This is a genomic window from Lactococcus petauri, from assembly GCF_023499275.1.
GTDB lineage: Bacteria > Bacillota > Bacilli > Lactobacillales > Streptococcaceae > Lactococcus > Lactococcus petauri.
Window position 1 is genome coordinate 162,320 of the sequence record NZ_CP094882.1, and the last position, 23,548, is coordinate 185,867.

The 23,548-nt window shown below is 39.1% G+C and carries 35 protein-coding genes and 1 tRNA gene; 32 read left to right on the plus strand and 4 right to left on the minus strand.

Features of this window, described 5'->3' with window-relative positions:
* Positions 1-11 precede the first annotated feature (11 nt).
* From rplB to lgb_RS00935, 24 genes are all read left to right on the plus strand, one after another.
* On the plus strand, positions 12-845 hold the full coding sequence (rplB, locus tag lgb_RS00820; protein WP_017368757.1) for a 50S ribosomal protein L2: 834 nt from the start codon (positions 12-14) through the stop codon (positions 843-845).
* Positions 846-1,058: 213 nt separating this feature from the next.
* Complete coding sequence (gene rpsS, locus lgb_RS00825) at positions 1,059-1,337, plus strand: 30S ribosomal protein S19 (RefSeq protein WP_003133742.1); 279 nt, start codon at positions 1,059-1,061, stop codon at positions 1,335-1,337.
* A 15-nt stretch (positions 1,338-1,352) separates the two neighbouring features.
* Entirely contained in the window at positions 1,353-1,700 is a 348-nt protein-coding gene (gene rplV / locus lgb_RS00830; protein ID WP_003133743.1) for a 50S ribosomal protein L22, read from the plus strand.
* Positions 1,701-1,712: 12 nt separating this feature from the next.
* Positions 1,713-2,366, plus strand: coding sequence for a 30S ribosomal protein S3 (gene rpsC, locus lgb_RS00835; protein WP_003133744.1), 654 nt, complete (start codon positions 1,713-1,715; stop codon positions 2,364-2,366).
* A gap of 3 nt (positions 2,367-2,369) precedes the next feature.
* On the plus strand, positions 2,370-2,786 hold the full coding sequence (gene rplP / locus lgb_RS00840) for a 50S ribosomal protein L16 (protein WP_003133745.1): 417 nt from the start codon (positions 2,370-2,372) through the stop codon (positions 2,784-2,786).
* Positions 2,783-2,992, plus strand: a complete 210-nt coding sequence (rpmC, locus tag lgb_RS00845) for a 50S ribosomal protein L29 (protein WP_003133747.1) — start codon at positions 2,783-2,785, stop codon at positions 2,990-2,992. The genes rplP and rpmC overlap by 4 nt, the downstream gene beginning before the upstream one ends.
* A gap of 18 nt (positions 2,993-3,010) precedes the next feature.
* On the plus strand, positions 3,011-3,271 hold the full coding sequence (rpsQ, locus tag lgb_RS00850; RefSeq protein WP_003133748.1) for a 30S ribosomal protein S17: 261 nt from the start codon (positions 3,011-3,013) through the stop codon (positions 3,269-3,271).
* A gap of 21 nt (positions 3,272-3,292) precedes the next feature.
* Positions 3,293-3,661, plus strand: a complete 369-nt coding sequence (gene rplN / locus lgb_RS00855) for a 50S ribosomal protein L14 (RefSeq protein WP_003133749.1) — start codon at positions 3,293-3,295, stop codon at positions 3,659-3,661.
* 157 nt (positions 3,662-3,818) lie between these two features.
* Positions 3,819-4,124, plus strand: a complete 306-nt coding sequence (rplX, locus tag lgb_RS00860) for a 50S ribosomal protein L24 (RefSeq protein WP_003133750.1) — start codon at positions 3,819-3,821, stop codon at positions 4,122-4,124.
* Between the two features lie 19 nt (positions 4,125-4,143).
* Entirely contained in the window at positions 4,144-4,686 is a 543-nt protein-coding gene (rplE, locus tag lgb_RS00865) for a 50S ribosomal protein L5 (protein WP_003133751.1), read from the plus strand.
* Between the two features lie 19 nt (positions 4,687-4,705).
* The gene (locus tag lgb_RS00870) at positions 4,706-4,891 is read left to right on the plus strand and encodes a type Z 30S ribosomal protein S14 (protein ID WP_003129946.1); all 186 of its coding nucleotides are present in this window, start codon (positions 4,706-4,708) and stop codon (positions 4,889-4,891) included.
* 228 nt (positions 4,892-5,119) lie between these two features.
* Positions 5,120-6,721: a Na/Pi cotransporter family protein gene (locus lgb_RS00875; RefSeq protein ID WP_029345653.1), complete on the plus strand. Its 1,602-nt coding sequence runs from the start codon at positions 5,120-5,122 to the stop codon at positions 6,719-6,721.
* 350 nt (positions 6,722-7,071) lie between these two features.
* Entirely contained in the window at positions 7,072-7,473 is a 402-nt protein-coding gene (locus lgb_RS00880; protein WP_019293002.1) for an ArsC/Spx/MgsR family protein, read from the plus strand.
* A gap of 100 nt (positions 7,474-7,573) precedes the next feature.
* Positions 7,574-8,527, plus strand: a complete 954-nt coding sequence (locus lgb_RS00885; RefSeq protein ID WP_019291434.1) for an L-lactate dehydrogenase — start codon at positions 7,574-7,576, stop codon at positions 8,525-8,527.
* A complete protein-coding gene (gene rfbD, locus lgb_RS00890; protein WP_019293001.1) occupies positions 8,524-9,390 on the plus strand; it encodes a dTDP-4-dehydrorhamnose reductase in 867 nt (288 codons plus the stop codon). Before lgb_RS00885 ends, rfbD begins: the two co-directional genes overlap by 4 nt.
* Positions 9,391-9,723: 333 nt before the next feature.
* A complete protein-coding gene (gene rpsH, locus lgb_RS00895; protein WP_003133755.1) occupies positions 9,724-10,122 on the plus strand; it encodes a 30S ribosomal protein S8 in 399 nt (132 codons plus the stop codon).
* Between the two features lie 87 nt (positions 10,123-10,209).
* Positions 10,210-10,746, plus strand: coding sequence for a 50S ribosomal protein L6 (rplF, locus tag lgb_RS00900; RefSeq protein ID WP_019291431.1), 537 nt, complete (start codon positions 10,210-10,212; stop codon positions 10,744-10,746).
* A gap of 142 nt (positions 10,747-10,888) precedes the next feature.
* Entirely contained in the window at positions 10,889-11,236 is a 348-nt protein-coding gene (gene rplR, locus lgb_RS00905) for a 50S ribosomal protein L18 (protein ID WP_003133759.1), read from the plus strand.
* A gap of 20 nt (positions 11,237-11,256) precedes the next feature.
* Positions 11,257-11,751 (plus strand): 30S ribosomal protein S5, encoded by a 495-nt coding sequence (rpsE, locus tag lgb_RS00910; RefSeq protein ID WP_003133760.1) that lies wholly within the window; start codon positions 11,257-11,259, stop codon positions 11,749-11,751.
* A gap of 10 nt (positions 11,752-11,761) precedes the next feature.
* Positions 11,762-11,944: a 50S ribosomal protein L30 gene (gene rpmD / locus lgb_RS00915; protein ID WP_003134512.1), complete on the plus strand. Its 183-nt coding sequence runs from the start codon at positions 11,762-11,764 to the stop codon at positions 11,942-11,944.
* A gap of 137 nt (positions 11,945-12,081) precedes the next feature.
* Positions 12,082-13,131, plus strand: a complete 1,050-nt coding sequence (locus lgb_RS00920) for a BMP family lipoprotein (RefSeq protein ID WP_003133762.1) — start codon at positions 12,082-12,084, stop codon at positions 13,129-13,131.
* Positions 13,132-13,332: 201 nt separating this feature from the next.
* The gene (rplO, locus tag lgb_RS00925) at positions 13,333-13,785 is read left to right on the plus strand and encodes a 50S ribosomal protein L15 (protein WP_003133763.1); all 453 of its coding nucleotides are present in this window, start codon (positions 13,333-13,335) and stop codon (positions 13,783-13,785) included.
* A gap of 70 nt (positions 13,786-13,855) precedes the next feature.
* On the plus strand, positions 13,856-15,172 hold the full coding sequence (gene secY, locus lgb_RS00930; protein ID WP_019291430.1) for a preprotein translocase subunit SecY: 1,317 nt from the start codon (positions 13,856-13,858) through the stop codon (positions 15,170-15,172).
* Between the two features lie 151 nt (positions 15,173-15,323).
* Positions 15,324-15,971 carry an adenylate kinase gene (locus tag lgb_RS00935; RefSeq protein WP_003133767.1) on the plus strand — a complete coding sequence of 216 codons (648 nt, stop codon included), beginning with the start codon at positions 15,324-15,326 and terminating at the stop codon, positions 15,969-15,971.
* Between the two features lie 48 nt (positions 15,972-16,019).
* Here the strand turns inward: lgb_RS00935 and lgb_RS00940 are convergent, their stop codons facing one another.
* The 3 genes from lgb_RS00940 to lgb_RS00950 are packed head-to-tail and all read right to left on the minus strand — an operon-like array spanning position 16,020 to position 18,009.
* Positions 16,020-16,829 (minus strand): metal ABC transporter permease, encoded by an 810-nt coding sequence (locus lgb_RS00940; RefSeq protein ID WP_019291429.1) that lies wholly within the window; start codon positions 16,827-16,829, stop codon positions 16,020-16,022.
* On the minus strand, positions 16,822-17,544 hold the full coding sequence (locus lgb_RS00945) for a metal ABC transporter ATP-binding protein (protein WP_019293000.1): 723 nt from the start codon (positions 17,542-17,544) through the stop codon (positions 16,822-16,824). Before lgb_RS00945 ends, lgb_RS00940 begins: the two co-directional genes overlap by 8 nt.
* A 21-nt stretch (positions 17,545-17,565) precedes the next feature.
* Positions 17,566-18,009: a zinc-dependent MarR family transcriptional regulator gene (locus lgb_RS00950; RefSeq protein ID WP_019291427.1), complete on the minus strand. Its 444-nt coding sequence runs from the start codon at positions 18,007-18,009 to the stop codon at positions 17,566-17,568.
* Positions 18,010-18,210: 201 nt separating this feature from the next.
* On the opposite strand from lgb_RS00950, the gene infA reads away from it, so the two are divergent.
* The 8 genes from infA (at position 18,211) to lgb_RS00990 (ending at position 23,104) form a co-directional block, all read left to right on the plus strand.
* Positions 18,211-18,429 (plus strand): translation initiation factor IF-1, encoded by a 219-nt coding sequence (gene infA, locus lgb_RS00955; protein ID WP_003133772.1) that lies wholly within the window; start codon positions 18,211-18,213, stop codon positions 18,427-18,429.
* A 52-nt stretch (positions 18,430-18,481) separates the two neighbouring features.
* Positions 18,482-18,598: a 50S ribosomal protein L36 gene (gene rpmJ / locus lgb_RS00960; RefSeq protein ID WP_014024193.1), complete on the plus strand. Its 117-nt coding sequence runs from the start codon at positions 18,482-18,484 to the stop codon at positions 18,596-18,598.
* Positions 18,599-18,615: 17 nt separating this feature from the next.
* A complete protein-coding gene (gene rpsM / locus lgb_RS00965; RefSeq protein ID WP_003133773.1) occupies positions 18,616-18,981 on the plus strand; it encodes a 30S ribosomal protein S13 in 366 nt (121 codons plus the stop codon).
* A 17-nt stretch (positions 18,982-18,998) separates the two neighbouring features.
* Entirely contained in the window at positions 18,999-19,382 is a 384-nt protein-coding gene (gene rpsK / locus lgb_RS00970; protein ID WP_003133774.1) for a 30S ribosomal protein S11, read from the plus strand.
* 51 nt (positions 19,383-19,433) lie between these two features.
* On the plus strand, positions 19,434-20,372 hold the full coding sequence (locus tag lgb_RS00975) for a DNA-directed RNA polymerase subunit alpha (protein ID WP_003133775.1): 939 nt from the start codon (positions 19,434-19,436) through the stop codon (positions 20,370-20,372).
* A 15-nt stretch (positions 20,373-20,387) separates the two neighbouring features.
* Positions 20,388-20,768 (plus strand): 50S ribosomal protein L17, encoded by a 381-nt coding sequence (gene rplQ, locus lgb_RS00980; RefSeq protein ID WP_003133776.1) that lies wholly within the window; start codon positions 20,388-20,390, stop codon positions 20,766-20,768.
* A gap of 389 nt (positions 20,769-21,157) precedes the next feature.
* On the plus strand, positions 21,158-22,642 hold the full coding sequence (locus lgb_RS00985; protein ID WP_019292999.1) for an S-layer homology domain-containing protein: 1,485 nt from the start codon (positions 21,158-21,160) through the stop codon (positions 22,640-22,642).
* 9 nt (positions 22,643-22,651) lie between these two features.
* A complete protein-coding gene (locus tag lgb_RS00990) occupies positions 22,652-23,104 on the plus strand; it encodes a hypothetical protein (protein ID WP_019292998.1) in 453 nt (150 codons plus the stop codon).
* A gap of 247 nt (positions 23,105-23,351) precedes the next feature.
* Here the strand turns inward: lgb_RS00990 and lgb_RS00995 are convergent.
* Positions 23,352-23,424 (minus strand) — tRNA-Thr (locus tag lgb_RS00995).
* Positions 23,425-23,548 lie beyond the last annotated feature (124 nt).

Below are 23,548 nucleotides of genomic sequence, written 5' to 3' on the forward strand. Positions count from 1 at the left end.
GGAGGAAAATCGTGGGAATTAAAGTTTACAAACCTACCACAAACGGTCGTCGTAACATGACTGGTAGCGATTTTGCAGAAATCACTACAAGTACTCCTGAAAAGAGCTTGCTTGTAAGTCTTAGCAAAAACGCTGGTCGTAACAACCTTGGCCGCATTACAGTACGTCACCACGGTGGCGGACACAAACGTAAATACCGTTTGATCGACTTCAAACGTACAACTGATAACGTAAAAGCTAAAGTTGCTACAATCGAATACGATCCAAACCGTTCAGCTAATATTGCCCTTATCGTATACGAAAATGGTATCAAATCATACATTCTTGCACCTAAAGGTCTTGAAGTTGGTATGACAGTTGTATCTGGTCCTGAATCAGATATCAAAGTTGGTAACGCATTGCCACTTGCTAACATTCCAGTTGGTACTTTGATCCACAACATCGAGATGAAACCTGGTAAAGGTGGACAACTCGTACGTTCAGCTGGTACATCTGCACAAGTACTTGGTACAGAAGGTAAATATACACTCGTTCGTCTTCAATCAGGCGAAATGCGTATGATTCTTTCATCTTGTCGTGCTACAGTTGGTACAGTTGGTAACGAACAACACAACTTGATCAACTATGGTAAAGCGGGTCGTACACGTTGGCGTGGTATCCGTCCAACAGTTCGTGGTTCTGTAATGAACCCGAATGATCACCCACACGGTGGTGGTGAAGGTAAACAACCTGTTGGTCGTAAATCACCAATGACTCCATGGGGCAAACCAGCTCTTGGTCTCAAAACACGTAATAAAAACGCACGTTCTAACAAACTTATTGTTAAACGTATCAACGATAAATAATTTTGCAGCATAAGGCAAGCTTTACTTTTGTTAAAAAAGTTAAGTTTGTATCTGTGCGTAAGATATTTTATTGAGGTGCCTTCTCGGCGTCTTACTAAAATTGATAAATCTTGTCAACTTTAGTAAGATGTCGAGAAGATATCTATATAAATCATCCGCCAACCTGGCCCTAGTAGCCAGCGTGGTATCAAATTTAAAGGAGAACTCAAAAACATGAGTCGTAGTCTTAAGAAGGGGCCTTTCGCTGACGAGCATTTGATGAAAAAAGTCGAAGCTCAAGAAAACGCCGAAAAGAAATCAGTGATCAAAACTTGGTCACGCCGTTCTACAATCTACCCTAACTTTGTAGGACTTACAATTGCTGTTTACGATGGTCGCAAACACGTTCCCGTTTATGTTCAAGAAGATATGGTTGGACACAAATTAGGTGAATTTGCACCAACTCGTACATACCGTGGTCACGCTGCTGACGACAAGAAAACTAGACGTTAATAGGAGGAGAACAAAATGGCAGAAATCACTTCAGCTAAAGCAACTGCAAAAACAGTTCGCGTTTCACCTCGTAAAACTCGTCTTGTTACAGACTTGATTCGTGGTAAACGTGTTGCGGATGCAATCGCAATCTTGAAATTCACACCGACTAAAGGTGCTGCAGAAGTTCTTAAAGTAATGAACTCAGCTATCGCTAATGCAGAAAACAACTTTGGTCTTGAAAAAGCTAACTTGGTAGTTAGCGAAACTTTCGTCAACGAAGGACCAACAATGAAACGTTTCCGTCCACGTGCGAAAGGTTCAGCTTCACCAATCAACAAACGTACTAGCCACATTACAGTAGTAGTGGCTGAGAAAGAATAAGGAGGTAAAATCGTGGGTCAAAAAATTCATCCAATTGGTATGCGTGTTGGCGTTATTCGCGACTGGGATGCCAAATGGTATGCTGAGAAAGAATATGCGGATTACCTTCACGAAGATTTGGCAATTCGCCAACTCGTTCAAACAAAACTTGCTGATGCTTCAGTTTCACTTATTGAAACTGAACGTGCTGTAAACAAAGTTATCGTTACTTTGCACACTGCAAAACCAGGTATGGTTATCGGTAAATCTGGTGCTAACGTTGATGCACTTCGTGCAGACCTCAACAAACTCACTGGTAAACAAGTTCACATCAACATCGTTGAGATCAAACGTCCTGACTTGGATGCTCACTTAGTTGGTGAAGGAATTGCTAAACAACTTGAAGCACGTATCGCTTTCCGTCGTGCTCAAAAACAAGCTATCCAACGTGCTATGCGTGCAGGAGCTAAAGGTATCAAAACTCAAGTATCTGGTCGTTTGAACGGTGCGGACATCGCCCGTGCAGAAGGATACTCTGAAGGTACAGTTCCACTACACACATTGCGTGCGGATATCGACTATGCTTGGGAAGAAGCAGACACTACTTACGGTAAACTCGGCGTTAAAGTTTGGATCTACCGTGGTGAAGTTCTCCCAACTAAAAAATCTGTGAAAGGAGAAAATTAATCCATGTTAGTACCAAAACGTGTAAAACACCGTCGTGAATTCCGCGGTAAAATGCGTGGCGAAGCTAAAGGCGGTAAAGAAATCGCATTCGGTGAATTTGGTCTTCAAGCGACTACTTCTCACTGGATCACTAACCGTCAAATCGAAGCAGCCCGTATTGCTATGACTCGTTACATGAAACGTAACGGTCAAGTTTGGATTAAAATCTTCCCTCATAAATCTTACACAGCCAAAGCTATTGGTGTGCGTATGGGTTCAGGGAAAGGTGCTCCTGAAGGTTGGGTATCACCAGTTAAACGTGGTAAAATCATGTTTGAAATTGCTGGTGTAAGTGAAGAAGTAGCACGTGAAGCTTTGCGTCTTGCATCTCACAAACTTCCAGTCAAGACTAAATTTGTAAAACGAGGTGACGCAGAATGAAATTGAACGAAACAAAATCACTTCTCAAGGATCTCCGCGCTTTGTCAATCGACGAATTGGCTACACGCGAAGCTGAATTGAAAAAAGAATTGTTTGAACTTCGTTTCCAAGCTGCAGCTGGTCGTCTCGAAAACACAGCGAAACTTGACGAAGTGAAGAAAACAATTGCACGTGTTAAAACTGTGCAACGCGAATTGACTAAATAGATCGGGAGAAATACATAAATGGAACGTAATCAACGTAAAGTTTATCAAGGCCGCGTGGTTTCAGACAAAATGGATAAAACTATCACAGTTGTCGTAGAAACTAAACGTAACCACCCAGTCTATGGTAAACGCATTAACTACTCTAAAAAATACAAAGCTCATGACGAAAACAATACTGCCAAAACTGGTGATATCGTACGTATCATGGAAACTCGTCCTCTTTCAAAAGACAAACGTTTCCGCTTGATCGAAATCGTTGAAGAAGCTGTAATTATCTAAGCTAACTAGGAGGAAAAAAGCATGATTCAAACAGAAAGCCGTTTGAAAGTTGCAGATAACTCTGGTGCCAAAGAAATCTTGACTATCCGTGTACTCGGTGGTTCAAGCCGTAAATTCGCTGGTATTGGTGATGTTATCGTAGCTACAGTAAAATCAGCTGCCCCTGGTGGAGCTGTTAAAAAAGGTGAAGTTGTTAAAGCTGTTATCGTTCGTACTAAATCTGGTGCTAAACGTCCTGATGGATCTTACATCAAATTTGACGAAAACGCAGCAGTTATTATCCGTGACGATAAAACACCTAAAGGAACACGTATCTTTGGCCCAGTAGCTCGTGAACTTCGCGAAGCTGGTTACATGAAGATTGTTTCTTTGGCACCTGAGGTTCTCTAATATTTAGAGGATGTCGAAATAGCGGGAGAGTATCCCGCTATTGATGTCAAAATCAACAAAAGGAATTTTATTCCACATTTATAAATCCACTTCTATCATAGATAGAAATAGTCCCCTACATGTAGGGTGCCCAGAGGGCGTAAGAAAGGAATATCAAATGTTTGTAAAAACTGGAGATACTGTAAAAGTTATCGCAGGTAAAGACCGCGGTACAACAGGTAAAGTAATCAAAGCTTTGCCAAAAATGAACAAAGTCATCGTTGAAGGTGTTGCTATCATGAAGAAACACCAAAAACCAGACGCTGTTAATCCAAACGGCGCTATCCTTGAAATCGAAGCACCTATCCACGTTTCTAACGTACAAGTGCTCGACAAAAACGGTGTAGCTGGTCGTGTTGGTTATAAAGAAGTTGACGGCAAAAAAGTTCGTTTCAACAAAAAATCAGGCGAAGTCCTAGACTAAGACGGGAAGGAGAAAGAATATGACTAATCGTTTAAAAGAAAAATACTCTAACGAAGTAGTACCAGCATTGACTGAAAAATTCGGTTACACTTCAATCATGGCAGTGCCAAAAGTTGAAAAAATCGTGCTTAACATGGGTGTTGGGGATGCAGTAAGCAACTCTAAAAACCTTGACAAAGCCGTTGCTGAATTGGCTTTGATCTCTGGTCAAAAACCGTTGATTACTAAAGCTAAAAAATCAATCGCGGCTTTCCGTCTTCGTGAAGGTCAAGCTATCGGTGCGAAAGTAACTCTTCGTGGCGAACGCATGTACGAATTTTTGGATAAACTCGTAACTGTTTCTCTTCCACGTGTACGTGACTTCCACGGTGTATCAAACAAAGCGTTTGATGGACGCGGAAACTACACACTTGGTGTGAAAGAACAATTGATCTTCCCAGAAATCTCATACGATGATGTTGATAAAGTACGTGGTTTGGATGTTGTTATCGTAACAACTGCGAACACTGACGAAGAATCACATGAATTGCTTGCTAAACTTGGCATGCCGTTTGCTAAATAATAGGATAGGAGAATAACTAATGGCTAAGAAATCTATGGTTGTTAAAAACCAACGCCCTGCAAAATTCTCAACGCAAGCCTACACTCGTTGCGAACGCTGCGGACGCCCACATTCAGTTTACCGCAAATTTAAACTTTGCCGTATCTGTCTTCGTGAGTTGGCTTACAAAGGTCAACTTCCAGGCGTTAAGAAAGCATCTTGGTAATTTGAAATTGATATAAAAAGGGCATGTCAGAAGCTTAGCTTATTGCCCATGCAATCTCCACGGGGGATTGTGGTTCTAACATATAAAAATACTTTCTCAAATGAGAAAGTTTTTTTGTTTTATAAAAGAGGTTTTATTACGATATTATTTCTTTGTGAAATTAAAATGAGATATACTTAAATATAAGGAATAACAAATTGAGCATGAATTAAAACTGGAGAATTTATGATGACCATCTACGACATCTTTTTCTTATTAGGCGGTTTGGGCCTTTTTTTATACGGTATGAGCTTGATGAGTGATGGTTTAAGCTTGATTGCCGGATCTCAATTAAAAAAAATATTGCAACGTCTAACACGGAATAAATGGTTTGGCGCTCTTTTAGGTTTTATTATAACAGCTATCATTCAAAGTTCGACAGCAACAACGGTCATGGTTTTAGGATTTATTGATTCTTCATTAATGAATCTGAGTCAAGCTGCAGGAATCATTATGGGGGCCAATGCTGGCACGACCTTAACGGGCATTTTATTTACATTTAATATTCAAGACATTGTTCCCTTTGTTATCTTTATCGGCACGATTGCTACGCTGTTTATGAAGCGCAAAACTTTCAATCATATGGGGATGATTTTGCTAGGGTTTGGGCTCTTATTCTTAGGGCTAAATCTGATGAGTGTATCCATGGTTCCTTTAAGAGAAGCACCTCTCATGGCGGAACTGTTTACTCATACGCAAATGCCCCTCGTGGGTTTATTGGTTGGTTTTGCTGTTACCGCTTTGATCCAAAGTTCAACTGCTTCAGTAGGTATTTTATTAACGATGGTTACTGCGGGGATTGTAGTAGATTTGCATCAAGCTATATTTATCCTATATGGTTTTAATGTGGGGACTGTTGTGACGACTCTCCTAGCTTCACTCCGTGGAAATAAAACAGCCAAGCGAGCTGCAATGGTGCACGTATGGTTCAATATTATTGGAGCGCTTATTTTCACTGTTTTGACTGTTTTGCCTTTTGGGTTTGTGAGTCTTATTCAGAATACTTCCGAGAATATTGCGCTACAGCTGGTTTATGCACATATTGTTTTTAATGTTGCAACACTTTTTATTTTGCTGCCGCTCTCGAGATTTATTATTCAGTTGGCGGAAAAGTGTGTTAAAAATGCACCAGATGATACAGCGCACCTGAAACTAAAATTTATTGATCGAAGGTTACTCCGCACACCAGAGATTGAAGTTGAGCAGATCCTTAAAGAAATTCAAAGAACATTTGAACTTGTGCAAGAGGATTTTGCCGAAGGAATGAATGTTCAACGTAGAGAAAAAAATAGCACGAGTCTTATGAATGAAACTTTGATTAACTACTTGGTACAGGAGATTAATCGGGCACTTGTCACTCTTAATACAGTTGAGCTAAAGGATAAATATGCTATTTCTGTCGGAAGGGCATATAAAATTATAAATTATTTGGCCCAGATTGAGGCATATACCAAAGATATCGTGTTGACGCTGAATGTTTACGATTACTCGGAGGAGGAAGAGGACAAGGAAAAAAATGAATTGGCCATTAAGCTAGTCATGGAGTCTATCGTACCATTAATAGAGAGGATGCTAGATCAAGTTTTTACATTCCTTAAAGATAAACAACATCAGGAAGAAGAAACAATACTGGATGAGATTAAAAAGTTAGAGCGAGAAATTCTTAATCTTACTCAAGTCAATAGAGATTTACTACGATCAGACTTTGAAGATATTCGAATTCTTAACAATTTACGAAAAATAAGTACGGATATCCTGCATATCGCAGAAGTATTGAATTATAAAGTGTAAAAAAAGCAGTATGAAAAGTACTGCTTTAAAATCAAGTTTTTAACAGATTGAAAAGAGAATTGTAATTGTTTTTTGTCATAAATTTTTTGAGTAAAGGGCCGCTTGGGACCAAAGAACTTTTCAAGGTGTCTTCAACATGATTGAGTGATTAACTACGGTCTTAGTATACTATAAAGTTAAGGATAGGTAAAATGAATCTTTTTGATAGTTATAATTATATATATTAATTAATTATTTGAAGTTTTGATTATATTTAATAATTCTTTGTATTAAATAGATTTATTTTACAAATTAAAAAGAAAGCTCTACAATGTTTATAGAAAAAGCACAGATATTATAAAGGAGAAAAAATGATTACTATCTACTATCGCAACTCTTGTTTATCCAGTAGAAAGGCGATAAATTGGCTGAATGAACATCATATTCCTTATCGAAAATGTACGATAGATTGTGTGAGCTGTGAAGACTTGTCGTATATGCTTCGACTAACTGAAAATGGTATTGATGATATCGTGAAGTCGACGAAGCGTTGCACAGAGGATTTGCACCGAAAAATTCTTCAGCTCCAACAGATGCATTTTAATGAGGCAGTCGTTTATCTCAGCGAAAATTTTGAAGTGTTACAGACACCTTTGATTGTTGATCATAATAAATTTTTAGTGGGCTATCATTCCGAAAACATTCGGCAGTTTGCTCCACGCTATTATCAGATGAGCAGTATTTTTCTACATCAGTATAAACGCCAAATTTAATTAAACAAATTAATATCTATCATTAAATTAATTCATTTTACAAATGTCTAATTATGGCTTAATATAGAGATAGAGAAATAATACAGAAGGAAGTGTAAATATGCAAGTAACAAATAGAAAAGTAGTCGTTGTTGGAACAGGATTTGTCGGAACAAGCATTGCTTATTCGATGATTAATCAAGGAATTGTTAATGACCTTGTGCTGATTGATGTGAATCAGGAAAAAGCTGAGGGGGAAGCTTTGGACCTCCTTGACGGAATTGCTTGGGGTCAAGAAAATGTAAATGTCAAATCTGGCGGTTATGAAGAATGTAAAGATGCAAACGTAGTTGTCATTACAGCAGGGATTAATCAAAAACCAGGACAAACACGGTTAGAACTTGTAGATACAAATGCTAAAATAATGAAATCTATTGTGGATGAGGTAATGAAATCTGGTTTTGATGGCGTCTTTGTTATTGCTTCTAACCCTGTAGATGTTCTGACTTACTGTGCTTGGAAAGCTTCAGGTCTACCAGCTTCTAGGGTTGTAGGAACGGGAACAACCTTAGATACGACACGTTTTCGTAAAGAACTCGCGACAAAACTTGAGATGGATCCTCGAAGTATCCACGGTTATATTATTGGTGAACATGGGGATTCAGAAGTTGCGGTATGGTCGCATACGACGGTTGGTGGTAAACCAATTCTTGAATTTATCGTGCAAAACAATCGCTTAGAAGTTGGCGATTTACAAACTTTATCAGACAAGGTGAAAAATGCCGCTTATGAAATTATTGACCGTAAAAAAGCGACTTATTATGGTATCGGAATGAGCACGGCTAGGATAGTAAAAGCCATTCTAAATAATGAACAAGCAGTTCTTCCTGTTTCATCATACCTAGAAGGTCAATATGGTGAAGAAGGTATCTTCACTGGTGTTCCATCCGTCGTAAATCAAACTGGCGTAAGAGAAATTATCGAATTAAATATTGATGCATACGAACGTAAAGCTTTTAAAAACTCCGTTAAACAGTTGCGTGAAGTGATTCAGTCACTAGAAAGTCAAGAATGAATCTGATTATAGGAAAAAATGGTTTGTTGGGGCGGGAACTTTGCTTACGGTTTGATAGAGAAAAAATTCCTTATCTGGCTACGGGGTCACACGAGCTAGATATCACCGATAAAGTTGCAGTCGATGCGTATTTTTCTCGTCATAAACCACAAATTATTTATCTTTGTGCAGGCTATACTGCAGTCGAAAAAGCAGAACAAGAAGAGCGACATTTAGCCGAGCAGGTCAATGCTGTCGGTACCGAAAATATTGCACAGGCAGCTGAGAATGTGGGGGCATTATTACTTTATGTCTCTACTGATTATGTCTTCAGCGGCAACTTAGAGCTTGGGAAAGAATGGGAAGTAGACGATGTTCCACACCCACAAACCCACTATGGTTATACAAAACTATTGGGTGAAAATGCTGTGCAGAAAAATACTACCAAACATTATATTATTCGTACAAGCTGGCTTTTTGGATGCTACGGTAATAATTTTGTCTCCACTATGAAAAATAAAGCCAAGAATAAAGATGATCAAGTAATTATGGTGGTCAATGATCAATTTGGTTGCCCAACTTGGACTAGAACATTAGCTGATTTTATGATTTACTTGGTGCAGCATAAACCAAAATATGGTATTTATCATCTGACCAACGCAAAAGTTGAAGCCGAAAATATTTCTTGGTTTAAATTTGCAAAATATATTTTGCGCCAAGAAGAAGTCAAGCTTTTACCCCTTGCTACAGTAGAGCTTGCATCAAATGTGAAACGACCTTACAATTCCACATTGAGTATAAAGAAAACAGAAGCTATTGGTTTTTCAGTGCCAACCTGGCAAGAAGCTTTAAATACTATGCAGAGGTTAGAAAATGGAGAATAGATGATGGAAATTCTTATTATTTGTATCTTATTAAGTTTCCTTGTCTTTAAAATATTTTCTTTTTCCAAAACCTCGGTTCTTCAGGAAAAAACGGAAGAGAGAGAAGAATAACTCTTTAGTCGAGATATCTTTATTAATGAGAAAACACAGCGTATATTTTAGAAGCTGTGTTTTTTATCTATCAAAAATTAAATGGAGGAAGAAACACCCGAGCCTATTGACACGAGAGAAATAATTTGATAAACTATATAAGTTCGGTCTTTTTAAAAAGACCTCATTAATTTGAAAGTGGGATTGAACAAACCCAAACTACAAATAAGGAGAAATTACATTATGGTAATGACAGACCCAATTGCAGACTTCCTCACACGTATCCGTAACGGAAACATGCGTCGTTTCGAAGTTGTTGAAGCACCTGCTTCAAAAATCAAACGTGAAATCGCAGAAATCCTCAAAGCTGAAGGTTATGTGAAAGACGTTGAGTACGTTGAAGATAACAAACAAGGTGTTATCCGTGTATTCTTGAAATACGGAAAAAACAACGAAAAAGTTATCACTAACTTGAAACGTATCTCTAAACCAGGTCTCCGTGTTTACGTTAAATCTGACGAAGTACCACGCGTACTTAACGGACTTGGTACAGCAATCATCTCAACTTCTGAAGGCGTTGTAACTGACAAAGCTGCACGTTCTAAGAACATCGGTGGTGAAGTTCTTGCTTACATCTGGTAATCCTTTACCGGTAAGCTGAAAGTATTATAATTGTGAAAACAGGTAGTAGAAATACTCTTGATAATTTAACAGAAAAGGTAAAAAAACATGTCACGTATTGGTAATAAAGTCGTTGTTTTGCCGGCTGGTGTAACAGTTGAACAAAATGGCGCAACAGTAACAGTTAAAGGCCCTAAAGGCGAATTGACTCGTACATTTGCAGAAGCAATCACAATGGAAATCAATGGTTCTGAAGTAACATTCAAACGTCCAGATGATTCTAAAGAAATGAAAACTATCCACGGAACAACTCGTGCAAACTTCAACAACATGGTTGTTGGTGTTAGCGAAGGTTTCCGTAAAGAACTCGAAATGATCGGGGTTGGTTACCGTGCACAACTTCAAGGTTCAAAACTTGTATTGGCTGTTGGTAAATCTCACCCAGACGAAATCGAAGCTCCAGCAGGAATCACTTTCGAAGTTCCAGATGCTACACACATCAACGTTTCAGGTTCAGATAAAGAAGTTGTTGGTCAAACAGCTGCTTACATCCGTAGCCGTCGTTCACCAGAACCTTATAAAGGTAAAGGTATTCGTTACGTTGGCGAATTCGTACGTCGTAAAGAAGGTAAAACTGGTAAATAATCTCTTTGAGATTATGATCCGTCATTTGGTGAATGTAAGTTTGCCAAAATTCTGTACAGACAGAAACTTCCCGCTTGCATTTTTTGCAAGAAAATCGATGGCAGAAACTATCGAAATATAAAATATTTAAAGAGGTAGAATTGTGATTTCTAAACCAGATAAAAACAAACTCCGTCAAAAACGCCACATTCGCGTTCGCGGAAAAATCTCAGGTACTGCTGAGACTCCACGTTTGAACGTTTTCCGTTCAAACACAAACATCTATGCACAAGTTATTGATGACGAAGCAGCTGTAACACTTGCATCTGCATCATCACTCAAATTGACTGGTACTAAAACAGAACAAGCTGCTGAAGTTGGTAAACTTGTTGCTGAAGCTGCTAAAGCTAAAGGCATCGAAGCAGTTGTATTTGACCGCGGTGGTTATCTCTATCACGGACGTATCCAAGCACTTGCAGAAGCTGCACGTGAAGCTGGATTGAAATTCTAAGGAAAGGGGTAATCATTAAAATGGCTAGAAACGAAGAAGTTAAAGAATTCGAAGAACGCGTTGTTGGTATCAACCGCGTTACTAAAGTTGTTAAAGGTGGACGTCGTCTCCGCTTTGCTGCACTTGTTGTAGTTGGTGACCGTAACGGTCGCGTAGGTTTCGGTACTGGTAAAGCTCAAGAAGTTCCAGAAGCAATCCGTAAAGCTATCGAAGCAGCTAAGAAAAACATCGTGACAGTTCCTATGGTAGGAACTACTGTACCTCACGAAGTACTTGGTGTATTCGGCGGTGGTAAAATCCTTATCAAACCAGCTGTAGAAGGTTCTGGAGTTGCCGCAGGTGGTGCCGTTCGTGCCGTCCTCGAACTCGCAGGTGTTGCTGACGTAACATCTAAATCATTAGGTTCAAACACAGCAATCAACGTTGTTCGCGCAACAGTTGAAGGTTTGCAACAATTGAAACGCGCTGAAGAAGTTGCGGAACTCCGCGGCAAATCAGTAAGCGATTTGGCATAAGGAGGATATCATGGCTCAAATCAAAATTACATTGGTAAAATCACCAATCGGCCGTATCCCTGCACAACGTAAAACTGTTGTTGCACTTGGCCTTGGTAAACTTGGTTCATCAGTTGTGAAAGAAGACAATGCAGCACTTCGCGGCATGGCTAACTCAATTTCACACTTGGTAACAATTGAAGAAGTTAAATAGTAATTAAAAAAGTTCAGATTATCTGGACTTTTTTTCTGAGGAAATTGTAAAAATTTTCAAGATGTCGAATTAAATAAGTAAAAATGTACATTAAATTTTAAGGTATAATTGTTTTTAAATGTGAAAGGAAGAGAAGAATGAACAAACGAATTTTTGCACTTGCGACAGTAGCACTTGCATCAGTAATTGTACTTGCAGGTTGCGGAGGACGCAATACAGAAAGATCGCAAGGAAAAACAGACCTTAATGCAGCCTTAGTTTTAGGTAATGATGGGGTTGATGATCGCTCATTTAACCAATCAGCTTGGGAAGGTCTTCAAGCTTGGGGTAAAGATAACGGGCTTTCAAAAGGAAAGGGAATTAACTACTTCCAATCTAACTCTCCAGCTGAATTCACTTCAAACTTTAATTCGGCCGTTTCAGGTGGTTATGATCTTGTGTTCAGCATTGGCTTTGTTTTGCACGAAGCAACTTCTCAAGCCGCACAAAACAATCCTGATACAAAATTTGCTGTTATCGATTCGGTCATCGAAGGTAAAGACAATGTGGTCTCTGCAACTTTTGCGGATCAACAGTCAGCTTACCTTGCAGGTGTAGCAGCAGCAAAAACAAGTAAAACAAATCATGTTGGTTTCATCGGTGGGATCAAGTCAGATGTTCTTGCCGCTTTTGAAACAGGCTTTACAGCGGGTGCCAAATCAGTATCACCAGATATCAAAGTTGATGTACAATATGCGCAGTCCTTCACAGATGCCGGCAAAGGTAAAACAATGGCTTCAGCAATGTACGCTAGTGGTGCAGATGTGATTTATCAAGCAGCAGGTAGTGTCGGAACAGGTTTGTTCACAGAAGCTAAGAATTTGAATGAAACAAGAAAAGAAGAAGATAAAGTATGGGTTGTTGGTGTTGACCAGGACCAAGAATATTTAGGTGGGTATACATCAAAAGATGGAAAAAAATCAAACTTTGTCCTTGTTTCAACAGTTAAAGAAGTTGGAAACGCAGTTAAAGATATTGCCAATAGAACAGAAAAAGGGAAATTCCCTGGTGGTGAAAACCTCAAGTATGATCTTTCTAACGGCGGTGTAACACTTGCTCGAGATAATGCTTCAGATGAAGCTTGGAAAGCAGTTGAAGCAGCAAAAGCTGATATTGTTTCAGGAAAAATTGAAGTTCCAGCAAAATAAACGAAAAAAGGGTATGAAAGACATACTCTTTTTTCTGTTTTAAAAAAAGAAAAGACTATGGAATGATTTGCTTTTTCAGAGTAAATTTAGTAAAATGGAAAAGGTTTAAAAGCCAAAAATTAGAAAAGTACAGGCGAGTTGAACTCCATCCTTCCTTAGAGTGGAGCGAGGCGGCAGCATTGTACAAAATAAGGAGAAAACATGAAACTTCATGAAATGAAAGCTGCTGAAGGCAGCCGTAAAGTTCGCAACCGTGTAGGTCGTGGTACTTCATCTGGTAACGGTAAAACATCTGGTCGTGGACAAAAAGGTCAAAAATCACGTTCAGGTGGTGGCGTACGTCCTGGTTTTGAAGGTGGACAAACAGAATTGTTCCGTCGTCTTCCAAAACGCGGATTTACTAACGTAAACCGTAAAGAATACGCAATCGTAAACCTTGACACTTTGAACCGTCTTGGTGATGGTGCTGAAGTTACAGCTGAAACTCTTGTAGCTGCTAAAATCATCAAAGATGTTAAATCTGGTATCAAAGTTCTTGCTAACGGCGAATTGACAGTTAAAAACCTTAAGGTTAACGTTGCTAAAGCATCTTCTGCTGCGAAAGCTGCTATTGAAGCTGCTGGTGGTTCTGTAGAACTTCTTGAAGCAAAATAATTCAATTGGCGGTTGATTTTCAACCGCTTATTTTATAGGGTTAATATTTAAGAAAGTTTAGAGGGAAATTATGTTTTTCAAAACTCTAAAGGAAGCTTTCAAAATAAAAGATGTAAGAGCACGGATTATCTTCACCATCTTTATTCTGTTTGTCTTTCGATTAGGTGCGCATATCACAGTACCGGGGATCAATGTTGAAAACTTGAATGCCCTGAGTGATTTACCGTTCTTGAACATGATGAACTTGGTGTCTGGTAATGCCATGCAAAACTATTCATTGTTTGCTATGGGGGTATCACCTTATATCACAGCATCAATTATCGTTCAACTTTTACAAATGGATATTTTGCCGAAGTTTGTAGAGTGGTCAAAACAAGGGGAAATCGGACGTCGTAAGCTTAATCAAGCGACACGCTATATTACTTTAGTTTTGGCTATGGCTCAATCTATCGGTATCACTGCAGGTTTCCAAGCTATGAGCTCGGCAAATATCGTACAAAATCCTAACTGGCAAACTTACCTAATGATTGGTGTCATTTTGACAACAGGATCAATGGTTGTTACATGGATGGGTGAACAAATCAATGAAAAAGGGTTTGGTTCTGGTATTTCTGTTATTATCTTTGCGGGTATCGTTTCAGGTATTCCAAGCGCCATTCACGAAGTTTATACAGAGTGGTTTGTAAATGTTCGTCCGAGTCAAATTCCAATGTCGTGGGTAATGGTCGCTATTCTGGTTGTTGCTTCAGCATTGATTATTTACTTCACAACATTTGTACAACAAGCAGAACGTAAAGTTCCGATTCAATACACTAAGTTGACACAAGGGGCGCCTACAAGTTCATACTTGCCACTTCGTGTTAACCCAGCAGGCGTTATTCCAGTAATCTTTGCAGGTTCTATCACAACTGCTCCAGCAACGATTTTACAGTTCTTACAACGCGCTCAAGGTAACAATGTTGGCTGGCTGAATAGCTTACAATCAGCCCTTTCTTATAATACATGGACTGGGATGTTACTTTATGGCTTATTGATTGTTCTCTTTACCTTCTTCTACTCATTTGTACAAGTTAATCCAGAAAAGATGGCAGAAAATCTGCAAAAACAAGGTTCATATATCCCATCTGTTCGTCCAGGTAAAGGGACTGAAAAATATGTTTCAGGCTTACTTATGCGTCTGGCAACAGTCGGGGCACTTTTCCTTGGCTTTATTTCGATTCTTCCAATCGTTGCCCAAAATATTTGGGGATTGCCAAAAATCGTTGCCTTGGGAGGAACATCGCTCTTGATCTTGATTCAGGTTGCTATTCAAGCTGTTAAACAACTTGAAGGTTATCTCTACAAGAAAAACTACAAAGGATTTATGGATAATCCAATTGAAAGCTAAAAAAATCTTGCTTCGGCAAGGTTTTTCTTTATTTATCGTAAGAAATGCGGTAAAATATTAAGGTATAATTTATATTATGTTGTCTGTAACCTCATAAGCAAGAGTTGCAGCATCTATAGTAAAACTTGTAAGAAGAAAACGGGAGAAAACAATGAACTTGTTAATCATGGGCTTGCCAGGCGCAGGTAAAGGTACACAGGCAGAATTTATCGTTAAAAATTACGGTGTGAATCACATCTCTACAGGAGATATGTTCCGTGCAGCGATGAAAAATGAAACTGAGATGGGCAAACTTGCTAAATCTTATATCGACAAAGGAGCATTGGTTCCAGATGAAGTAACAAACGGTATCGTCAAAGAACGTTTGGCACAAGATGACATCAAAGCTTCAGGATTCTTGCTTGATGGTTATCCACGTACATTTGACCAAGCAGAAGCTTTGGACAAAATGTTGGTAGAACTTGGCATTAAACTTGATGCAGTCATCAACATCGAAGTAAACCCAGATATCTTGGTCGAACGCTTAAGTGGACGTTATATCTGCCGTACATGTGGCGCAACATATCACAAACTCTTCAAACCTACAAAAGTTGAAGGCACATGTGATGTATGTGGAGGACATGACCTTTATCAACGTGCCGATGATGTTCCAGAAACAGTTAAAAATCGCCTAGAAGTAAACATCAAGGAATCAGCACCAATCTTGAAACACTATACAGAACTTGGTTTAGTTAAATCAATCGATGGCGGACAAGCTATGGAGAAAGTAACCGAAGATATTCAAGCTGTTCTTGGCTAAAATAGAACAAAAAAAACACTGAACATTATTTCAGTGTTTTTTGTTTGTCTATCTTCGGAAAAGACGTTTTAATAAAGAAACAATTAAGAAAAGTGCAACGAAGATTAAGGTAATTGCAGAACTTGCAGGCGCATTGAAGTAATAGGAGATGATCAATCCACTGTTCATACCAATAAAACCAATGATAACTGACCAGATTAGTACGGTCTTGAAAGATTTTCCAATAAGCATAGATACACTAGCGGGTAAAACCATGATTGCAGAAACCAGTAGGGCGCCACAGGCAGGAATCATCAAAGCAATCGCCAAACCAGTTACAATATTAAAAATCATTGACATAGCACGAACGGGAAGACCATCTACTAAGGCTGTATCCTCATCAAAAGTCATCACATAAAGTGGACGGAGAAAGAATATAAAGCCAGCTAGAACAATCAGAGCGATGATGTAAAGCATCACGACTTGCGGAGTAGCGATAGTTACAATTGAACCAAACAGATATTGGTCAATGCTGATGCTGGTTTTACTTCCTGCCACATTAATAATAAACATGGCTAAAGCAAGTCCAGCGGACATTAAAATCGCGGTTGCGAGCTCAAGATAATTTTTATAGACGGTACGGAGAAATTCCATAAAGATAGCGGCAATAATAACGACAATTAAAGTTGTCCATGTCGGATTTAAACTAAAGAGGACTCCGAAAGCAACGCCTGCTAGAGAAACATGGGAGAGGGTGTCAGAGAGTAGAGACTGACGACGCAGAACAAGGAAAACCCCAAGAAGTGGTGCAAAAAGTGAAATGGCAGTTGTCGCTAGTAAAGCGTTGCGCATAAAGTCATAAGAGAGGATTTCAAACATTAGCTTTTACCTCCTGTTTCATTTTTGCATTAGGGTTGCCATGGACTTCAAAGCATTCAAATTTTCCGTTTTTGTCTCGGGCAAGGTGGATGTTTCGGTCCATATATTTTTTAACAGAGTCAGGATCGTGTGTAACCATGAGAACACTTTTACCATGCTCATGTGCAGCATGGGCCATGAGCTCATAAAAGGCTTCTGTGGTTACATCGTCCATCCCGACAGTTGGTTCATCCAGAACAAAGACATCAGGGTCAGAAGCAAATGTACGAGCAATGATGATACGTTGCTTTTGTCCACCGGAAAGCTCTCCAATTTTTTTATGACGAAAGTCCCACATGCCTACAGCATTAAGAGCAGCTTCTACGTGCTCTTCGTCATGTGCATTAAGCTTGCGGAACCAACCTTTACGGGGATAACGACCAGAACGAACAAATTCATGAACAGTTGAGGGGAAACCCGCATTGAAACTGGAAATTTGTTGTGGGACGTAAGCGATACGTAAACGGCGATTTTGTGTGTCATGGTGTGCAATGATAACTTTACCAGACTTAGGTTTCAAAATTCCGAGCGTTATTTTGATTAGCGTTGACTTTGCCGCACCGTTTTCTCCAGTCAATGTTACAAATTCCCCTGGGTTAACCGAGTAACTCACATCTTCTAAAACAGGATTATTGTCATAATAAAAGCTTACATTTTGAACATCAATATAAGGCATAATTTTTATTTACTTTCTAAACTACTTAAATTTTTCAGCGAGTTGATGAAGAAAGTCTTGGATTACTTTTTGTTCATCTTCTGTATATTTCTGTGTAAGTTGCTGATAACTGTCTAGCGTTGCCTCATGATGTGCAGCGTGTTCACGTGCAATGGGCAATGCTTTTTCTGTTAGATTCCATAAAACAACACGTTCATCGGTCTTACTTTTCGTGGGCGATATAAGTTCTAAATCTTGTAACTTTTTTAAAGCTTTAGTGATGGCAGCCGGAGAGACCGAAAGAGTTTCTGCCATCCGAGCATTGGTTGTTGGTTCTCCATTCAGGAGCATCAAGAGATGTTCTTGAGTAGAAGTTAATTTGATATCACTTTGACACTTTCCAAGAAGAATTTCGTGCTTGTTTTCAGCAAATTGCATGACTTGAGATAAGAATTGATCAATTTGTTTTTCTAAATTTGTATGCATGATTCCTCTCCTTTCATTTACTGGTTAATAATAACATGGCTCTCATTAAATGTCAACCGGTTAATATTAAAGCAGAAAGAAAAATAAAGGAAAAAAATAAATAGAGGGCTTGTCATTTGTCAGTCAGTGTGCTATAATATATCAGTCCGACTTTTTAGATACACTTGTATCTTTCGGGGATTTTTAAGGAGGTACTTTTGCTTGGCAAAAGATGATGTTATCGAAATTGAAGGTAAAGTAGTAGATACTATGCCGAATGCGATGTTCACTGTTGAACTTGAAAATGGTCACAAAGTTTTGGCGACGATTTCTGGAAAAATTCGTAAGAATTATATCCGTATCCTGCCTGGCGACCGCGTGCAAGTGGAAATGTCACCATATGATTTGACACGTGGACGCATTACCTACCGTTTTAAATAACCTGGACATTCATTGAGTGCGAAAGCACAGTAACCATAGAAAGGAAGACACAATGAAAGTAAGACCATCAGTTAAACCAATCTGCGAATACTGTAAAGTAATTCGTCGTAACGGTCGTGTTATGGTAATTTGCCCTGTAAATCCAAAACATAAACAACGTCAGGGATAGAAAGGAACTATTAAATTATGGCTCGTTTTGCTGGAGTTGATATTCCAAACGAAAAACGTATCGTTATTTCATTGACATACGTTTACGGTGTTGGACTTCAAACTGCTAAAAAAGTGCTTGCTGCTGCAGGTGTTTCAGAAGATGTACGTACTAAAGATCTTACATCTGATCAAGAAGACGCAATTCGTCGTGAACTTGACGGCTTGAAACTCGAAGGAGATCTTCGTCGTGAAGTAAACCTCAACATCAAACGCTTAATGGAAATTGGTAGCTACCGTGGTATGCGTCACCGTCGTGGACTTCCTACACGTGGACAAAACACAAAAAACAACGCACGTACTCGTAAGGGTCCTGCTAAAGCTATCGCTGGTAAGAAAAAATAATCTAGAAAGGAGTTAAAATGGCAAAAATTACTCGTAAACGTCGTGTGAAAAAGAATATTGAAACTGGTATCGCCCACATTCAATCAACTTTTAACAACACTATCATTATGATTACTGACGTTCATGGTAACGCTCTTGCTTGGTCATCTGCAGGTTCACTTGGTTTCAAAGGTTCTAAAAAATCTACACCATTCGCTGCACAAATGGCATCTGAAGCTGCTGCTAAAGCTGCTCAAGAACAAGGGTTGAAAACAGTATCTGTTACAGTTAAAGGTCCTGGTTCAGGTCGTGAATCTGCAATCCGTGCACTCGCGGCTGCTGGTCTTAACGTAACTTCTATTAGTGATGTGACTCCTGTACCTCACAATGGTGCACGTCCTCCAAAACGTCGTCGTGTATAATCGTTAGTGAGTTGCAAAATCACTTTACTTTTCTTTTAGAGGAGACTATACATGATTGAGTTTGAAAAACCAAAAATTATTAAATTTGACGAAACAGAATTTTACGGTAAGTTTGTAGTAGAACCACTTGAACGTGGTTACGGTACAACTTTGGGTAATTCTTTACGTCGCGTTCTCTTGTCTTCATTGCCTGGGTCTGCTGTTACTTCAATCCAAATTGAAGGTGTTCAACACGAATTCGCAACAATCCCTGGTGTACGTGAAGATGTGGTCCAAATCATCCTTGCTATTAAAGGACTTGCGATCAAATCTTACGTTGAAAATGAAAAACAAATTGAGCTTGACGTTACTGGACCTATGACAGTAACCGCAGGTGACATTTTGACAGATAGTGATATCGAAATTGTCAATAAAGACCATTATCTTTTCTCTATCGCAGAAGGTCATTCTATGCGTGCTGTGATGACAGTAAACAAAGGTTACGGATACGTTCCTGCTGACGAAAACAAAGTCGAAGGCGCACCTATCGGTACAATTGCTGTGGACTCAATTTACACACCAGTTAGCAAAGTTAACTATCAAGTAGAACCAGCTCGTGTAGGTGGTGATGCATCTTACGATAAGTTGACTTTGGAAATCACTACAAACGGCACAATCGTTGCTGATGATGCTTTGTCTCTCTCTGCGAAGATTTTGACAGATCACTTGAACTTGTTTGTTGACTTGTCAGAAACAGCTTCAGAATCTGAAACTCTCGTGGCTAAAGAAGAAGTTAAAACAGAACGTGTCCTCGATAAAATTATCGAAGAAATGGACTTCTCAGTTCGTGCTTACAATGGTTTGAAACGCGCTGGAATCAATACCGTAGCTGATATTGTGGAAATGAGTGAAGCTGACATGATTAAAGTCAAAAACCTCGGTCACAAATCAGTAGAAGAAGTCAAGGTTAAATTGACTGACTTGGGCTTGGAGCTCAAAAAACGAAAATAATACAGGAGGAAAAAAATGGGTTACCGTAAACTTGGACGCACATCTTCACAACGTAAAGCTATGCTTCGTGATTTGACAACTGATCTTATCATCAACGAAACTATCGTTACAACTGAAGCTCGTGCTAAAGAAATCCGTAAAACAGTTGAAAAGATGATCACTCTTGGTAAACGTGGTGACTTGCACGCTCGTCGTCAAGCAGCAGCTTACGTTCGTAACGAAATCGCTATTAAAGATTTCAACGAAGAAACTGAAACTTTCCCAACTGCACTTCAAAAATTGTTCGACGATATTGCTAAACGCTACGAAGGCCGTAACGGTGGTTACACTCGTATCTTGAAAGTTGAACCACGTCGTGGTGATGCTGCCCCTATGGCAATCATCGAGCTTGTTTAAGAGAGTTCGGATTTAAATATTATATAAGATTACTTATTGAGTGTTATGATGATGGCGCTGTGTTTGAGTTGACGTAAAAACGTCGAGTAGCACTGCTTAGTCTAGCTCTGTCTACCGAGATATTTATTTCGGTAGTTCACTCAATATGTTTTTTTTTTTTGCTTTTTTATAAAAATATAGGTCTCTTTTCAATAAAGAGGCTTTTTTAAGTGTGGGGATTAAAAGAATATAAAATTCTTTCCTTTGATATGATATAATCAAATCAAGGACTACGAACTTGGGAGAGGATATAGTGTCTGTTGTAGTGTGGAATAATTTTAAAAATCACTAAGACGATTTTTTGTTAAGGACGTATGAATAGGAATTTATGAGAAAAAGGAATAACATTTGTGAAAAAATATAAAAAAATATTCACGCTTAGCGCTCTCGTTTTATCGTCAACGCAAGGAATCTTGGTAAGTGCCAGTGAGCTTACAACGACAAATGTGGACAGCAGTGTACCAATAACGAGCAATGTGCAAGAAGAGGTCGAAGCTTCTAGTAGTTCAGAAGGAGGTTCTGAAAATAGCTCTACTGCTGATAGTTCTTTGGAAGAAAGTGTTTCTGAAAGTGACCATCAAAGTAATCCCCCTTCAGATAAGGAAACTGAAGAAACCGGGACAGCTCCAGGAAGCACAACTGAAAAACCAGAGAAAAATAATAGTGAGAAGGAAGTGGCCAAGGAGTCGGTTACCCAAGAGTATTTTTCACGCAAAAATCTCCCCAGAGTTGGTGTTAGTCTTAAACAATTACCCGTAAAAAATTCAGGATCTCCTTTTAGAGATATCTCACAGTCAATGTTCAAAAATAACATCAACTGGATTTATGGTCGTGGTATTACTACAGGTTATACGCCAAGCACCTATAACCCTAATGCAAAAGTAACACGCGGAGAGATGGCTGTTTTTCTACACCGCTTAGCAGGAGCACCAACATATAAAGCACCTTTCAATGTTTATACAGACATTAGTCAGTACAAAAGCCAAATCCTTTGGTTAACAGCGACCACAGTATCTAATGGTACAGCCCCTCACTATAATCCTAATGGTAAGGTAACTCGTGGACAAATGGCGGCCTTTCTGCACAGGATGGCAAAAGCATCAGGAAAAGCTTCTGCTTCTGCAAAATATAATCCAAAGTTTTGGGATGTCCAAAATCATATGTTTAAAAATGATATAGGATGGCTAAGTTCAAAAGGGATAACGACAGGATATACAGCGACATCTTTTAAACCAGATGCGGATATCACACGTGGAGAGATGGCCGCATTTCTCTATCGCTTCTATAGTGTTGTAGTAAATAATCAGAAACTTCCGGCAGCACCACAACCTCATGCTAATCAACCAATATATTATTCTCAGCTGGATGCAAGATGGAAGAATAACAGATTGAATGGCTCCAATGTAGGAGTTTCAGGGTGTGTGCCTACAAGCTTGGCTATGATTCTACGGGGAAGCTATGGACAAAATGTTGACCCAGGAATTGTTGCTAAAAAAGCGGATACGATTAGTCACGAAAGCTTTGGACTCTCAGGGAAGGATTTGATCAATACTGCTAAAGCTTATGGACGTAGTGTAGAAGTTATCAGTAATATCAACCGAGCAGAAACTTTGCTCAGAGCAGGATATCCTCTCATATTTTATATTAATGTGGGTATTGGCCATGCCGTTGTCGTTTCCGACTATGACAACACTAATGGTCGAGTAAATATTAACGATCCTTATGGAAAACTATTCTATCCTTCAGGAAAAACAACTTTGCGTGAACTATGGGGACGTCCTAGTCAAGATGCTATGGATTGGAATGCAGGCCGTCCTGTATTTGCGATTAAGTAGGAGGAAACCATGAAAAAAATATCAGTAGTAGCTCTACTCCTTGTCAGTTTACTTGGTTTATCTGGATGTGGAAATCAGCAAACCAATAAACAACCGCAAAAGGATTCCAGTACAGTGGCAGGTAAAAGCAAAGAAAGTACAGTAAAATCCGATACAGCAACATCAAAAAATGATGCAAGTTTAGAGCAGTCTAAGTCAGAAAAAAACCAAGAATCAACAAGTAAGGATAATACCAGTACAGAGGCTTCTAAAGTGTCTCCAGATCCCCAAGCTCCAGAAGCAGACCATACGGTAAGAACTGAATCAGGCAGCACCACGGACTTAGGTCAAGCACGTATTGCACTTTATGAAGCAGGTATTGATTCCCATAGTATGACGGATGATGACATTTTAACTGTCTGGGAACGTTCAAAAGACAAGGAAGAATTTGTAAAAAATGTAAAAGAATATCTCAGACAATAGTGTTGTTTAGAGCTAAAAATAGGCTTTACAGAGCGTTTTAAGAAGTACTTTACAGTAAATACAATAAAAATGGTAGTGCTATTATAACTACCATTTTTATTGTATTGAATTATCATAAGGAAGAGGATTTGAGAGCTTGAAGAACTCTTTGAGGAGAAAAGAAAACAGTCAGTGAAGTCTGTCTTTTGATATGTTATAATCAAATAATGGGTAAAATAAAAAGCCTTAAGAGGCTAAAATTTATTCATGCCACTGAATGGAATCGAACCATCGACCTCCACCTTACCATGGTGTTGCTCTACCGACTGAGCTACAGCGGCTATATTTGTGCTTTCGCCCAGTCAGAGAGCAACAGATGAGGATTTGCTCTGCAAACCCTTATCCACCGATTGGAAGCAGTGCTTCCAACTCTACCGACTGAGCTACAGTGGCTTATAGTTAAAC